This window comes from Actinomyces sp. oral taxon 181 (assembly GCF_018370895.1).
In the GTDB taxonomy this organism is placed as follows: domain Bacteria; phylum Actinomycetota; class Actinomycetes; order Actinomycetales; family Actinomycetaceae; genus Pauljensenia.
On record NZ_JAGYZL010000015.1, the window covers coordinates 19,337 to 33,569 of the forward strand.

At 56.2% G+C, this 14,233-nt stretch carries 12 protein-coding genes; 7 read left to right on the top strand and 5 right to left on the bottom strand.

Annotated elements, in window-relative coordinates:
* The first annotated feature begins 89 nt into the window (after positions 1–89).
* The 7 genes from KHW85_RS07265 to KHW85_RS07295 all read left to right on the top strand — a co-directional run bounded on the left by KHW85_RS07265 (position 90) and on the right by KHW85_RS07295 (position 6,605).
* Positions 90–1,559, top strand: a complete 1,470-nt coding sequence (locus KHW85_RS07265) for an adenosylhomocysteinase (RefSeq protein WP_291459383.1) — start codon at positions 90–92, stop codon at positions 1,557–1,559.
* 4 nt (positions 1,560–1,563) lie between these two features.
* Positions 1,564–2,937 (top strand): amidohydrolase family protein, encoded by a 1,374-nt coding sequence (locus KHW85_RS07270; RefSeq protein WP_291459384.1) that lies wholly within the window; start codon positions 1,564–1,566, stop codon positions 2,935–2,937.
* Positions 2,934–3,440, top strand: coding sequence for a cupin domain-containing protein (locus tag KHW85_RS07275; protein WP_291459385.1), 507 nt, complete (start codon positions 2,934–2,936; stop codon positions 3,438–3,440). Before KHW85_RS07270 ends, KHW85_RS07275 begins: the two co-directional genes overlap by 4 nt.
* Before the next feature lie 167 nt (positions 3,441–3,607).
* Entirely contained in the window at positions 3,608–3,745 is a 138-nt protein-coding gene (locus KHW85_RS07280; RefSeq protein ID WP_291459386.1) for a hypothetical protein, read from the top strand.
* A 226-nt stretch (positions 3,746–3,971) separates the two neighbouring features.
* Entirely contained in the window at positions 3,972–4,853 is an 882-nt protein-coding gene (locus KHW85_RS07285; RefSeq protein WP_291459387.1) for an ABC transporter substrate-binding protein, read from the top strand.
* Between the two features lie 121 nt (positions 4,854–4,974).
* Positions 4,975–5,823 (top strand): amino acid ABC transporter permease, encoded by an 849-nt coding sequence (locus KHW85_RS07290; RefSeq protein ID WP_366494920.1) that lies wholly within the window; start codon positions 4,975–4,977, stop codon positions 5,821–5,823.
* The gene (locus KHW85_RS07295; RefSeq protein ID WP_291459389.1) at positions 5,823–6,605 is read left to right on the top strand and encodes an amino acid ABC transporter ATP-binding protein; all 783 of its coding nucleotides are present in this window, start codon (positions 5,823–5,825) and stop codon (positions 6,603–6,605) included. The genes KHW85_RS07290 and KHW85_RS07295 overlap by 1 nt, the downstream gene beginning before the upstream one ends.
* A 73-nt stretch (positions 6,606–6,678) precedes the next feature.
* Here KHW85_RS07295 and KHW85_RS07300 read toward each other — a convergent pair whose 3' ends face one another.
* The 5 genes from KHW85_RS07300 to KHW85_RS07320 form a co-directional block, all read right to left on the bottom strand.
* Positions 6,679–7,530: an alpha/beta hydrolase gene (locus KHW85_RS07300; protein ID WP_291459390.1), complete on the bottom strand. Its 852-nt coding sequence runs from the start codon at positions 7,528–7,530 to the stop codon at positions 6,679–6,681.
* Between the two features lie 176 nt (positions 7,531–7,706).
* On the bottom strand, positions 7,707–9,611 hold the full coding sequence (locus tag KHW85_RS07305) for an ABC transporter ATP-binding protein (RefSeq protein ID WP_291459412.1): 1,905 nt from the start codon (positions 9,609–9,611) through the stop codon (positions 7,707–7,709).
* A 142-nt stretch (positions 9,612–9,753) separates the two neighbouring features.
* Positions 9,754–11,502: an ABC transporter ATP-binding protein gene (locus KHW85_RS07310; protein ID WP_291459391.1), complete on the bottom strand. Its 1,749-nt coding sequence runs from the start codon at positions 11,500–11,502 to the stop codon at positions 9,754–9,756.
* A gap of 410 nt (positions 11,503–11,912) precedes the next feature.
* Positions 11,913–12,542 (bottom strand): hypothetical protein, encoded by a 630-nt coding sequence (locus KHW85_RS07315; RefSeq protein ID WP_291459392.1) that lies wholly within the window; start codon positions 12,540–12,542, stop codon positions 11,913–11,915.
* 2 nt (positions 12,543–12,544) lie between these two features.
* The gene (locus KHW85_RS07320) at positions 12,545–14,197 is read right to left on the bottom strand and encodes an ABC transporter permease (RefSeq protein WP_291459393.1); all 1,653 of its coding nucleotides are present in this window, start codon (positions 14,195–14,197) and stop codon (positions 12,545–12,547) included.
* Positions 14,198–14,233: the final 36 nt, after the last annotated feature.

Below are 14,233 nucleotides of genomic sequence, written 5' to 3' on the forward strand. Positions count from 1 at the left end.
CTGCGACCAGACTAACAACCGCGCCTTTCATGGACCTAATGCCGCTGACTCGTTAACCTCGTGAAGGCTCATCTGCTAGTTTGAACGGCATGACCCATGCGCAAGTGCTTCTGCGGGCATACGCTCGCGCAACAAATATGTTGATCGCGGGACGACGTTTCGTCACCTCCGACGGCGAGCTCACCGCGCTCCTTGAGGCTTTCGGAGCCCAGGTCATGTCCCCCGATCCTTCCGAGGACGCCCCCTCCACTCCCACCGGCCTCGACGTCATCTTCGACCTGGATGAGGGAGCATTTCCTCGTCCGGGTGCGATTACCGTCCTCGCTCCCGGCGGCAGCTTCCAAGGAGTTTACGCGCCCGATACTTCCCTTTTGCGTGGCCCCGAGGATCCCGAGCGCATCGCGTGGGCACGCATGCACATGCCCGTGACCGAGGCCGCGGTAGGCCGCATCGGCCACCTGCTCCCAGGTCGTCGGATTGGCCTCGCCTTGGTTTTGGAACCTAAGACCGCTGCACTTGCTTTGATGCTTGCCGAGGCCGGTGCTGAAGTTTCCGTCTTTGGGCACGCAAGCGAGACCCGAGATGACGTTGCCGATGCCCTACGCCGCGCGGGTCTGGAGGTCTTTGCCGATTCCCACGCAACCCCGGAGCAGGAAGAAGCACTCGCCCGCGACTTCCTCGCGGAAAATAACGAGTACCTGCTGGATGACGGTTCGCATCTTATTCGCATGGCTCACGATCCGGGTCGCGCTCCCACAGCGCTTTCTGCCTTGCGCGGCGCTGCCGAGGAAACGACCTCGGGACTGCGACCGCTACGCCATTTCCCGCTCCAAATCCCAGTGATTGCCAGCAATGACGCACGTTCCAAGACTCTCTTCGATAACGCCTACGGCACGGGCCAATCCTGTTGGACAACAATCCTGGACATCATTGACCCCGCAGGAATTGGAGCCCCAATCCCTGGAATGGCGGTCGGAGTCATTGGTTACGGAGACGTCGGCAAGGGATGCGCGCGCTTTGGTCGAGCACTGGGCGGAAAGGTCAGTGTCGTCGAACTTGACCCGGTTCGCGCTCTCCAAGCGCGCATGGATGGTTTCACTGTCGCTTCACTGTCTGAGGTTGCAGCACGCGCAGGCATGTTGATTTCCGCGACGGGTGAGCCCTCGACAATTCCGCTCAACGCGCTTGAGGCTCTCCCCGAGAATGCGATTGTCACTGTCGCGGGCGGCGTGGTCGGTGAAGTTGAGATCAAAGAGGCACTGGCCGCGGGGTGGACGCTGAACGAGGCGGGCGACCCCCATGTGCAAAGACTGGCCAGCCCGACGGGTAAGCCCCTGCGTCTTTTGGAAAAGGGAGAAGGCATCAACTACACGGCCGGCGAAGGAAACCCCATCGAGATCATGGACATGAGTTTCGGAGTGCAAGTCGCAGCGCTCACTGAGCTACTGCTTCACGGAGACGAACTTGAGCCCGGTCTTCATAACCTCCCCATTCAAGCAGATAATGCAGTGGCTCAAGCTGCGCTTGATGCACTTCGCGGGACAGGCAATGCACAATAGTCCCATGTCGACAGTTACCCCAGATGACGCACAGATCCGTCCGGTCTCCCCACATTCTGATGTAGTCCAAGTCTATTCTGCGGGTCTTGTCATCCCCATCACCGCGCCTTCTGTTCTTGATGGCGCAATCGCGGTTATCGATGGACGCATTGAGCACGTCGGTTCGCGCGATTGGGTGATTCACGCGCTCGAGCAGTCGGGGCGCACCTTCGTCGAGCACCACGTCGACGGGGTACTGATGCCCGGCCTCGTCAACGCGCACACCCACCTGCAGTACACGGGAATGGCGGAAGTTGGGGCGAAACGTTACACGGGTTTCCCTTCGTGGGCGCAGGCTTTTGACGCGGTCTATGACCATACCAATTTCGATTGGAAGGCCGAGGCCGCGCGCGGTGCTCGCCTCTCGATCCGCTATGGGACAACCAGCGCCGCCGACGTCGTCACCGATCCCGAGGCCGCGGGTGCACTCCACGACCTGGGCCTGCACGGCGTCGCTTACTGGGAAGTGATGGGATGGTCGAATGAGGATTGGGCGGCTCACGGTCCGGCAAGCGTCAATGCCTCCCTGGATGCGATGCCCACTCCCCCGCAGATCGGTATTTCCCCGCACGCCCCGTATTCATTGGATGCGGAACCGCTTTTGGATCTTCCCGACCTTGCGCGCGGGCGTAACCTTCGCCTGCACATTCACTTGGGTGAATCCCATTCCGAGGCCGAGTGGAAAGAAGGCCGAACCGCCCAGTTGGACGATTTGTGGCGCAGCGGGGCCTCGACGTCCTTCACCGAGATGCGCTCTCTTGGTGGGGGCTTCTCGGCGACGCAATTCGTTGATCAGCTGGGGGTTTTGGGTCCTGATTGTCATGTGGCACATGGCGTCTACATGACCGCGGATGACCGGCGTCGCCTGCGTTCTCGCAATACTGCTGTTGCTTTGTGTCCGCGCTCGAATCGCGTGATTGGCTTGGATGCTCCCCCTGTCGCCGCCTACCTGGATGAGGGCAACTTGTTGGCTGTCGGAACGGACTCCCTGTCATCCTCACCCAGTTTGGATGTCATGGGGGACGTTGCGCTGCTCTATAAGATTGCGCGTGCTCAGGGATATTCGGAAAGCGATTTGGCTCGCCGTCTTTTGCATGCTGCGACCTTGGGCGGGGCTGTCGCATTGGGGTTGTCGACGGGTTCCCAACGGGTGGGTCAGCTCCAGTCCGGCGCGGTCGCAGACATGGTGTTTTTCGATGTACCCGTCACGACGATTGTCGACACTATCGAGGAGCTCGTCCAAACCGGCGCCTCTCGCCAGATTGCAACGATTATTGACGGAAACCTGCGTTGGGTCGATCCGCGTTTCACCGATATCTTTGAGGGAGACATGCAATGACTACTCTCACTTCGCTCGCTTCCACGCTCATAAAGCAACTTGACCTTGCGCCCCATCCCGAGGGCGGGCACTTCCGCCGCACGTGGACCGCGCCCACGCATGTGGAAACCCCACGCGGCCAACGAGCCACGGCCTCGGCAATCCTGTTTGTGCTGGATCGCGACGAAGAAGCTGCCTGGCACTTGGTGCACTCTGATGAGCTGTGGATTTGGTCGGGTCCGGGAGCGCTGGAGATTCACTTGGGTGGAAATGGCGAGGCCCCAAGTTCCGAGCCGCAGATCGTGATCTTAGGTTCGCCGGCTGGCGAGGATGCAGATCTCTCACCTTCTGAGCCTTCAAACCCCGTGCAGTTCCTTGTCCCCGCCGGTTCGTGGCAGCGTACTTTTGCTCGAGGCCAGGCGGCGCTGGCCACCTGCGTTGTCTCACCAGAGTTCTCTTTCGAGGACTGGACATTAGCCTCAGCGGGGATCATCGACACACCAATTCGCCCACGAGTGCATTGACTCCCCTTTCTTTATCGATGGGGTTCCTCAGGAGTGAGTAGGACATGCGCGATGCGTCATCCAAGTCTCCTTTAAAAACTGAATCTATCGACAAGAACACCGCCATACCCTAGGCTGAAAAGACGTTCCGGTAAGAGCTGGAAACACCACTATTGAAGGAGTCCATCGTGGATCTGGAAAACCTGAAGAAGCAGGCCGAAGAAGGCTTTGAAGCTGCAAAGGACAAGGCAGAGGACGTCGTTGAAGCCGCCAAGGAAAAGGCTGAAGACGTTGTTTCAGACATCAAGGACAAGCTTGGTAAGTGACCACTAGCGTCAAATGATCAGAGGGCGGATCCAATCGGATCTGCCCTCGGTTATTTGATCCATCATAGCGAGGATCCACGCAGACCATACCTCACATCTCACATTTGAGGCTATCTCTTTCCATTAGCGCGTAGTTGCCCTTAGCCTTAGAGCGTGGGTGCTTTACCCATGGGTTGACAAGCACTCAAAATTGTTCTGTCCCACAATATCTTCATAGGGAGCACACGTGGTTCGTCCCAAGATCCGTTTCCGCAAGTCCGCACTCGTCGCAATCGCAGCAACTGCCGTCATGGCGCTGGGTGCATGCGCGGGCGGAACCACTTCCAGCAGCACAACTTCCGCAACCGCCGATGCTAACGCAACCGGCGAAGCACTCCCCACCGTCACCAAGGGTAAGCTCACCATCGCCACCGGCGATCCGGCCTACACCCCCTGGGTTCTCAACGACAACCCCGAATCCGGTGAAGGCTACGAGGCCGCAGTTGCCTACGCAGTCGCCGAGAAGCTGGGCTTCTCCAAGGATCAGGTCGTGTGGAAGCGCACCACCTTCGATTCGGCAATCGCTCCTGGCGCAAAGGACTGGGACTTCAACATCCAGCAGTTCTCCATTACCGATGCTCGCAAGCAGGCAGTGGACTTTTCCAGCCCCTACTACACGACCTCCGAGGCAGTTGTCGCCGTGAAGGGCACCCCCGCTGCCTCGGCCAAGAGCATTGAAGACCTGAAGAAGCTGAAGTTCGGCGTTCAGACCGGCACGACTTCTCAGAACTACGTGATGAACAAGCTCAAGCCCAGCACCGATCCGCTGATCTTCAATGGTTCTGCTGATGTGGTCCAGGCCCTCAAGGGCGGCCAGGTTGACGCAATCGTCGTGGACCTGCCCACCGCATTCAACATCATCGCAACCCAGGTTGAGAACGGCACCGTGGTTGGCCAGTTCACCGCGAACGAGGATGGCAACAACTTCGGTCTGCTGCTTCCTAAGGGAAGCGCTCTGACCCCCGCGGTCACCAAGGCAGTTGACACGCTGCGCGATAACGGCACCCTGGCTGAACTTCAGAAGAAGTGGCTGGCCGACGCAGCATCCGCTCCGATCTTCCAGCAGTGATTTTCTTCTCCGGCTTGGGATTCGTCCCAAGCCGGAGAATTTTCATCCGTCCTGATTGCTTGATACATTCGAAACCCACTCAGAGGACCTCGTGCTCACCGATTCCCACTCAGCAGACCCCATGGCTGAATTCCCAGTTTCAGAGGTCGAGCGCCAGCGCCGTCGTTACCGGCGCACGCGCACCACTCGCTCACTCTTGATCTCCGCGATCTCCACTCTGATCATCGCGGCACTCATCGTTGTCATCTTGGCCTCGTCTCCGGGGTGGAAGACAACCCAACAAACCTTCTTCAACTGGGAATACGCGAAGAGCTCCTTCCCTGCAGTCCTCTCCGGCATGTGGCTTAACATCCGCATGCTGCTGGTTGCAGCAACTGGCGTTGCGATCTTTGCAACCCTCCTCGCTGCCGCACGTACCTTGGGCGGACCGGTATTCTTCCCAATCCGTTTCCTTGCTGCCGCATACACGGACATCTTCCGCGGCGTGCCCTTCATTGTGGTGCTGTACATCATCGGTTTCGGTATTCCTGCTTTGAATCCCAGCAGGCGTATCGATGTGACGCTCCTGGGGACCATTGCCCTGGTGATCACCTATACCTCCTACGTTTCCGAGGTACTCCGTGCCGGCCTCGAATCCATACACCCCTCACAGCGCTACGCAGCGCGTTCTCTGGGCCTGACCCACGGACAAACCATGCGTCACATCATCGTGCCGCAGGCAGTTCGTAAGGTCACTCCAGCTTTGATGAACGACTTCATTTCCATGCAGAAAGACGTGGGCCTCATTTCTGTTCTGGGCGCAACTGACGCAATCCGCGCAGCACAGGTTCAGCAGGCAAACACCTACAACTTCACCTCCTACGTGGTCGCGGGCATCCTCTTCATCGTCTTGTCTTTCCCCTTCATTCGCCTGTCCGATTGGTACACGGCACGACTACGTAAGCGCGAGCAGATGGGAGGTACCGTCTGATGAGTACGGAAACCATCACCCCCGACGAAAGCTTGGCAACCTCCGCGGAACACCCCGTCCTTTCTGTTCAGGGCGTCGTCAAGCGCTTCGGCTCCAACATTGTTTTGCGCCACCTAGACCTTGACGTTCACCGTCACGAAGTCGTTGTGCTCTTGGGAGCCTCAGGTTCGGGTAAGTCGACCCTCCTTCGCTGCGCAAATCTGCTTGAGCGCGTCGACGACGGCCAAATTTTCCTCTCCGGAACGGACATCACCGACCCCAGAGTCAACGCAGATAAGGTTCGTGCGCAAATCGGGGTCGTATTCCAGCACTACAATCTGTTCCCGCACATGTCAGTGATTGATAACGTGACACTGGCTGCACGTAAGGTCCACGGGTGGGCACCGGAACGCGCAACAAAGCGCGGTATGGAATTGCTAGAACGTATTGGTCTTGCTCAAAAAGCCGAGGAATACCCCGATCGGCTTTCGGGTGGCCAGCAGCAGCGCGTCGCTATTGTTCGTGCACTTGCAACCAATCCCGAGCTTCTTCTGCTCGATGAAATCACCTCAGCATTGGACCCCATGCTGGTCGGCGAAGTTCTTGACCTCGTCCGCGAAGTTAAGGACTCGGGTTCCACGATTCTTATGGCAACCCATGAAATCGGTTTCGCACGCCAAGTAGCAGACCGCGTCGTGTTCTTGGAACGCGGAAAGATCGTTGAACAGGGCACCCCTCAGGAGGTCATTGACAATCCGAAGATGCCTCAGACTCAGGAATTCCTGGCTCGCGTCTTCCACTGAGCGCCCAAATAGCACTGTGTCCCTCTTGTGGGCGGTTCCAAAGCCGCTTGCAAGAGGGACATTGTTTGAGCCCTCAGTTTCTCCCGGCCTCGACATCAGCCCAGAACGCAGCAAGAAGATCCGCCAACGCAGCCGGATTTTCTAGTTGAGCGCTGTGTTTTGCATCTGAGACCACCTCATAGCGCGCACCTAATAACGCGGCTTCTTCACGATGCATCTGCTCCGGCCAAACCGTGTCCCCCACTCCGTGAGCGATTAACACGGGATGCCCACTTTGACGCAAGGGGAGCGATACATCCGGATAGCGAGCCAAAATGAGGGCCGCACCCATGAGCGAGTCCTCGCTGGTGGCCATCGCGCGCTCGGCAATCAGCTCATCCCTGGGATCACTGCTCAGGAACTGGGAAATGTACCATGCCGATAGTTTCTTTCCTGTTGTTGAGGATAAAAGACGCTGACGCAGGGGTGTCCAGCGCATCGATTCTGGTGGTCGAGGGCCTGTAGAAAACAGTGTGACGGAACGGAATAGTTCGGGTGCAATCACTGCGGCTTGCCTGGCAATCACACCGCCAAATGAATGTCCCAGCAGGTGAATTGGCCGCTCGCTTGCGCCCATCGCGCGCGCAACCTCAATCAGGTCACTGACAAAGTCAGCCAATCGGTAATTCTCAACGCCTTTGGGCGAAGCAGAATCCGCCTGACCGCGCTGCGAATAAGCACAGGCGCTGCGACCGCGCTCGGCCAAATACGGCAGGAAGGGAGTGAAATCTTCCTTAGAGCCCGTGAACCCCGGAACGAGAAGCGCCGGAACAGGCTCAGGTTGATCGCCGGCGTGAGGCCCCTCATGGACCAGCGACGCGTTCTGCGCCTCGGGAGCAATGCCCGCAACAGCCTCGTCAATGAAAGCGGCAGTCAGTACGCCCACGGACGTAGGGAACCCCACGCAGGTCACTCCCTGCGGGAGTTCCCCCGCAAAAGGTTCCTTCGGAACGGCACCGTATATCTGCATTCCAACCCCTAAAGGTGAAGCCAGCGGAAAACCGCCGGCCTCACACAACATCTGTATCCCCTCAACATTCTTGTTACAAGGGATTGACGCGATTACTCGAGCTCGAAAGCACCGGTGTACAACTGGTAGTACACGCCCTTTTGAGCAATCAGTTCGTCATGGCTTCCACGTTCAATAATACGGCCGTGATCCAGAACCATAATGGCGTCGGAGTTACGGACCGTTGACAAACGGTGTGCGATGACGAAAACCGTACGCCCCTCCATGAGGTTATCCATGCCATTCTGGACCAGCGACTCGGTACGCGTATCAATCGATGAGGTCGCCTCGTCCAAGATCATCGCCGGCGGATCGGCAACCGCTGCACGCGCAATAGACAGCAACTGCGCCTGCCCCTGCGAGAGGTTTGAACCATTGCCACTGAGCTCGGTCTGGTAACCATCGGGAAGGCGCTCAATGAAGGAATGAGCATTCGCAAGCTTTGCTGCCGCGATACATTCCTCATCGGTCGCGTCCAATCGCCCAAAGCGGATGTTATCCATGACGGTGCCGGTAAAGAGCTTCACATCCTGAAGCACGACTCCCAGCGAGCGACGCAGATCGGGCTTGTGGATCTTCCTGATGTTGATGCCATCAAAGCGGATCTTGCCGTCATCGATATCGTAGAAACGATTGATCAGGTTAGTGATGGTCGTCTTGCCTGCGCCTGTTGCACCAACAAACGCAATCTTTTGTCCAGGCTTTGCCCACAGGGAGATGTCGTGAAGAACCGTCTTTTTCCCGTCGTAGGAGAAGTCGACGTCTTCCATGACCAGCTCGCCACGCAGACGCGTGTAGGTGACGGTTCCATCGCTGTGGGGGTGACGCCATGCCCACACACCTGTACGTTCCTCGGTGGGATGGACATCGCCATTTTCATCGACGCGTGCGCGAACCAGTGTCACGTAGCCCTCGTCTTCTTCGCTCTCTTGCTCCATCAAAGCGAAGACTCGGGAAGCACCGGCAAGACCCAGGGCGATCATCGGAACCTGCATCGAGGCCTGTCCCAGTGTCTGCGTAAAGTTACGAACCATGCCCAGGAAGGAGACAACGACGCCAACAGTGATTGCGCCCATACCCGCGAAGCCAAAATTCGGGGTCTGAAGCTCAACCATGATGCCGCCAATCAGGGCAACGGCAACATAAAGGATATTTCCGATATTGCCCAAGGTTGGCATGAGCATATTGCCGTACTGATTCGCGCGTTCTGAATCGTTGAACAACTGGTGGTTGTAGCCCAGGAAATCATGCTTAACAGCATCTTCGTGATTGAAGACTTTAATGACCTTTTGGCCATCCATCATCTCTTCGATGTAGCCTTCTTCTTCGGCCAGCGAGCGTTGCTGCGCAACCATGAACTTCGCTGAACCGCCACCCATTTTCTTTGTCACACCAAACATCGCGACAGTCGCCGCCGCAACAAGAAGAGTGAGCCACAGCGAGTAGCTGAGCATAGTGATTGTCAACGCAAGAATAGTAAGTGCGGACTGGATCAGGGTCGGGATCGATTGGCCAATAAGCTGACGAATCGCGTCCGTATCGTTTGTGTAGGTCGACATGACCGCACCGTGAGGGTGCGTATCGAAGAACTTCAGCGGAAGTGTCTCCATGCGATCGAACATGTCATCACGCATTTTCTTGAGCGTGCCCTGAGTGACGATTGCCATCAGTCGCGTGTAGATGAAAGCGCACAGAATACCTGAGCCAAAGATGATGCCCATGATCACAACCAGTCGCACCAATTGCGACATAACGGCCGGCAGTCCTTGGCTCATACCGGGAATAATCACGGTATCAACGATTTGCTGGAGGAAAATCGCCCCAACTGCAGAAGCAACACCCGAAATCACAATACAGATGCCGACAACACTCAAGTGGATCTTGTAGTTTGCCCACAGATAGGTCATCAGCCTTCCGAAAGGACGCGGCACTCCGTCAAGCTTGTTGGGGTCTTTCATTCCCGAGGCAGCGTCCTCTTTTTGTTTTTGACTTTCCTCGCGCGCTTTCTCAGCTTGATCCTGCGGAAGCACCTCTACCGAGGCGGGAGCGTGAGTAGCAATCTGATCTGCCTGTTCTTCTTCGTAGCGTTCAACCGACATTTCAGGCCACCTCGCTATCATTCGCGCTGTTTTGAGTGTCGTAAAGTTCGCGATACTCGCCACCCAAATCAAGGAGTTCCTGGTGCGTGCCATGCTCCTTAATACGCCCGTCGTCCAAAACGATGATTTGATCGGCATGCTGGACTGAAGAAATGCGCTGCGCAACGATGATTGTTGTCGTATCCGGGATTTCCGTTTCGAAAGCCTGACGAATCAGCGAATCGGTCCGAGTATCAACCGCACTGGTCGAATCATCAAGAATCAAGATCTTGGGCTTCTTCAGCAATGCGCGTGCGATGCACAGACGCTGCTTTTGGCCACCCGAAAGGTTTGACCCGCCCCTCTCGATCATGGTGTCATAGCCATCGGGGAAGTGACGGACAAATTCGTCGGCCTGTGAAAGTTCGCAGGCTCGTACGATTTCTTCATCGGTTGCCTCAGGGTTACCCCAACGGAGGTTTTCTTTGATCGTTCCAGAGAAAAGAATGTTCTTCTGAAGAACAACGGACACCGCATCACGCAGGGCTTCGAGGTGGTAGTCACGCACATCGATCCCGCCGACGGTGACCTTGCCTTCCGTCACGTCATACAGTCGTGGAATCAACTGGATCAAGCTGGTCTTACCTGAACCCGTTCCACCAACGATGCCCAGAGTCGAGCCCGCGGGGATATCCAAAGTGATGTTTTCAAGCGCAGGACGTTCAGAGTCTTCGCGATACTTAAAGGTCACATCTTCAAAGGCAATATCACCGGTGGGTACTTCACGAATTCCATATTCGGGGGATGTTAATGGAGATTCGTACTGAAGCACCTCAGCAATGCGGTGTGCGGACTCTGCGGCGATCGTCACCATAACGAAAATAAAGGCCAACATCATCATGGCCGTGAGAATCTGAATCCCGTAGGTAATCAGTGCTGATAGTTGACCAGTGGTCAATTCGCTGCCACCGGACGCCACAATCATCTGCGCACCAATGAAGTCAACCAGCATGATCGCACCAAAGATGAAGAACATCATGACGGGGGCGTTGAGAGCCATGATCTTTTCAGCAAAGGTGAAGTCAGCGCGAACTTCTTCGGAACGTTCCTTGAAACGCGTCTTTTCGTAATCCTCGTTCACGAAGGACTTCACGACACGAATACCAGCAATATTTTCCTGAACCGAGTTGTTCAGGGCATCGTATTTCTTAAAGATTCGTCGGAAGACAGGGAAGATGTAGATAATCAGCCCGAACATGATTGCCGCTAGGAACGGCAGCATGATCAGGAAAATCAAGGACATCTGCCAGCTAATGCGAAGCGCCATGACAATCGAGAAGACAACCATCAGCGGGACACGAACTGCTACGCGAATAATCATGCCGTAAGCGTTTTGAACGTTAGTCACGTCGGTCGTCATTCGGGTTACCAGGGACGATGTTGAGAAACGATCAACATCACCGAAGGAAAAATCCTGGACTTTAAAGAAAATGTCCTGGCGCAGATGTTTGGCCAGGCCCGCGGACGCGGTTGCGGCAAAACGTGCTGCAAGCACGCCACAGAACAGCGACATCATGGCCATGACCAGCATAAATACACCAAGGCGGACAACTGGAGTGAGCGCACCACCCTGAAGGTGATCGACCAAGGAGGCCATAACCAGCGGGAGGAAGCACTCAAGAATGACCTCTCCCGTGATAAACGCCGGTGTCAGAAGCGAAGCGCGACGATACTCACGCACACTTCTCAACAAAGTACGAATAGTCGACATCTAGCGCTGGACCCCCGAAAAACTACTGCGTGTAATAGGAACCTACCCGTAGACCTTCAAAGGAATGCATCTTTGTGGCCGGGGTAGGCGGATTAATCATTTGATGTAGATCTTCCCATGTTAGCCGCCTTTCCTAATGGCGGCGATATCATCTAGCCATTGACGCGATCGGCGAAATCTAACGCTGCGCAAGCAGAATGTTTCATAGCTGATTCATAGCTTTAACCCACATCAAGTACAGATTACGTCCGTAGATTTTCAGTATCAGACATCGGGGGTCGTAAGACCCCGTCTCCTTTACCTGTTGAGGGACGCTGTTTAGAACGCATATTGTGTTGATGGGATGCACTGTGGGGCCGGCTTTGCCGGCCCCACAGTGTTTATATAGCCGCGCAAAAACCACCAAAGACCTATCCGCGAACCTCACTGACGCTTGTGATGACACGTGTTCGGGGATACATCGAAACTGTAAATTCATCCTCGCGGGCGCAGTGCTTTCGAAGCTGTCTGTATGCATGGTTACCCGTGTAGTTCATGCCATCGGTGAACTTCACACCAACCTGTTCACCAGACTCCTTCATCAAGGTGACATAGGTGATAAATGTGAGAACCTTTGAGCTTCTCTTGCGCATAACAGTTGAAGCCTCTTCTTTATGCGCCACGCAACGCACGCTGAGTTCCTCACTACCCGACACTGCATCTGCCACCACTTGAGCGGATAAGACGGACCCCATTCCAATTAGAGCGCAGTCAATGGTCACCAGCGCAACACACAACACTTTGGACATTCGTGGAGATAAGCGACGCCAAAATCTCACCGTATTTTGCACACTTCCCTGAGCACAGCGCTTGATGAGCGGAATCAGAACGATCGCAACAGCAATGGGCGTCGCGCACACCAGAGCCCAGCTCAGCAAAGCGAAAGACCACAATTTTGGCGACATGAGGTAGAAGAGAGGCCCTGCGATCGCAGTGATGACGAAAAGCCACAGGTGGAGCGAAGCACGCCGGCTCATTGAGCGAAGCGATAGCGTTTTCACTTTTACTCCTGTCCGAGCGCCCTTTCCAATGCACTCAGCCCCATTGCCAATAGCGCCGAATCCTTCTCATCCGCGTGCGACATCGACTGGTTGATCAATTCTCGCCACGGCCCTTCACGAAGCAGGCGACCGCCCTTTAAGACGATGATCTGCGCATCAAGTGCGGCAGCATCTTCAATCTGGTGTGTCACCATAATGACAGTCCGACCAAGGAATCGCTGCGCAATCAACTCACGCAGTCCACGTGCGGCCTCGACATCAAGCGCCGCCATCGGTTCGTCAAGTAACAAGACCTCGGGAGCAACAACCAGCGCACGAGCCAAAGCGGTCCTCTGAGCTTGCCCACCAGAAACCTGAGCTGGACGACGCTGCTCCAAGCCTGCCAAACCCACAGACTCCAGAGCTTCGCGCGCACGCACCTCGGCCTCGGCAGGGGAAATGCCGGCGCAACGCAAGGGGAAGGCAACATTGGCAAGCAGACTCATATGGGGGAATAAAACGGGCTTCTGCTCTAAGGTTGCAATCTTCGGCAGGCGGCCTGAAGTACCATCTGGCCACTGCCAGGTGCAGGTCATCTGTGGCGCATAGAGGGCACCAGAAAGCACCGACAAGAGCGTGCTCTTTCCCGCACCGTTATGTCCCATCAAGGCCGTGACGACACCGGGCCCGCAGGTGAGGTCAACGTCGATGTGCCTCTCGGCAAGCGTTCCCGCAATCCGCACGCCAGGGACGGGAACGCGCGGAAGCTGGCCCTGCGCATCTCCCTTCTCATTCCCGAGGCCGTGGCTAGACTCGGTAGTCACGCGCGAGGCCGCGGGAACTTTCTCCTCGTCGGTGGAAGTCCCGCTCAGAAGACGCGAATACCACCACTGCGAAAAGGCTGAAGCACCGCCAACCAAGACCAGCGCAACAAAGACCAAGATGACGGAGAGCATCAGGGCCATATCGGTCGATTCTTCGCGCTGAAGATAGATTTCCAAAGGAAGAGTACGGGTTACTCCGGCAAGGGAACCCGCAAAAGTAATGGTTGCGCCGAACTCTCCCAGCGCGCGCGAGAAGGCCAGCGCCGTCGAAGACACCAGAGCTGGGATCATCAGCGGCAGGGTAACAGACCACAGTGTCCGAGAAGGCGAGGCTCCCAGCCCACTCGCAACGCGTTCCTCATTGAAACCGCGAGTGCGCAATGCACCTTCAAGTGACGAAACAAAGAAAGGTAGGGACACGAAGGTCTGCGCCATAATGACCGCGATCGTCGTGAAAGCAATATTGATACCGAAGATTTGCAGATAAGCACCAATCAGGCCTCTGCGACCCCAGGTGATCAAGAGTGCCAAGCCCGCGACGACCGGAGGAAGAACCATGGGCAAGGTAACCATGGAGCGCAGGACTCGCGACCACCATGTATCACGCGCACGCGCGCACACCAGCGCTAAAGGAAGCCCAACAATAATGCAGGCAAGGGTCGAGGCAAGACAGGTACGTAGCGAAAGAGCAAGGGCCTGCGAGCCCAGTGCCTGAGTGAATAGATGGGGAAATTGAACCCAATCAATGCGTACGAGAAGCGCGATGAAGGGAACAAGAAGAAATAGAACAGCACAGGCTGCGGGAAGTGCGATCCAACGCGGGATCCCCGCATGCCTGTGCTTGTTCGTCATGAGATTATTCCGAAACTACTGTGAGTAGAAAAAGGC

Bases quoted from the DNA above. Each gene is read 5' to 3' on its own strand.
- KHW85_RS07265 (WP_291459383.1), top strand. From the start codon at position 90: ATGACCCATGCGCAAGTGCTTCTGCGGGCATACGCTCGCGCAACAAAT.
- KHW85_RS07320 (WP_291459393.1), bottom strand. From the start codon at position 14,197: ATGACGAACAAGCACAGGCATGCGGGGATCCCGCGTTGGATCGCACTT.
- KHW85_RS07295 (WP_291459389.1), top strand. From the start codon at position 5,823: ATGAGTACGGAAACCATCACCCCCGACGAAAGCTTGGCAACCTCCGCG.
- KHW85_RS07275 (WP_291459385.1), top strand. From the start codon at position 2,934: ATGACTACTCTCACTTCGCTCGCTTCCACGCTCATAAAGCAACTTGAC.
- KHW85_RS07305 (WP_291459412.1), bottom strand. From the start codon at position 9,611: ATGAAAGACCCCAACAAGCTTGACGGAGTGCCGCGTCCTTTCGGAAGG.
- KHW85_RS07310 (WP_291459391.1), bottom strand. From the start codon at position 11,502: ATGTCGACTATTCGTACTTTGTTGAGAAGTGTGCGTGAGTATCGTCGC.
- KHW85_RS07270 (WP_291459384.1), top strand. From the start codon at position 1,564: ATGTCGACAGTTACCCCAGATGACGCACAGATCCGTCCGGTCTCCCCA.
- KHW85_RS07290 (WP_366494920.1), top strand. From the start codon at position 4,975: ATGGCTGAATTCCCAGTTTCAGAGGTCGAGCGCCAGCGCCGTCGTTAC.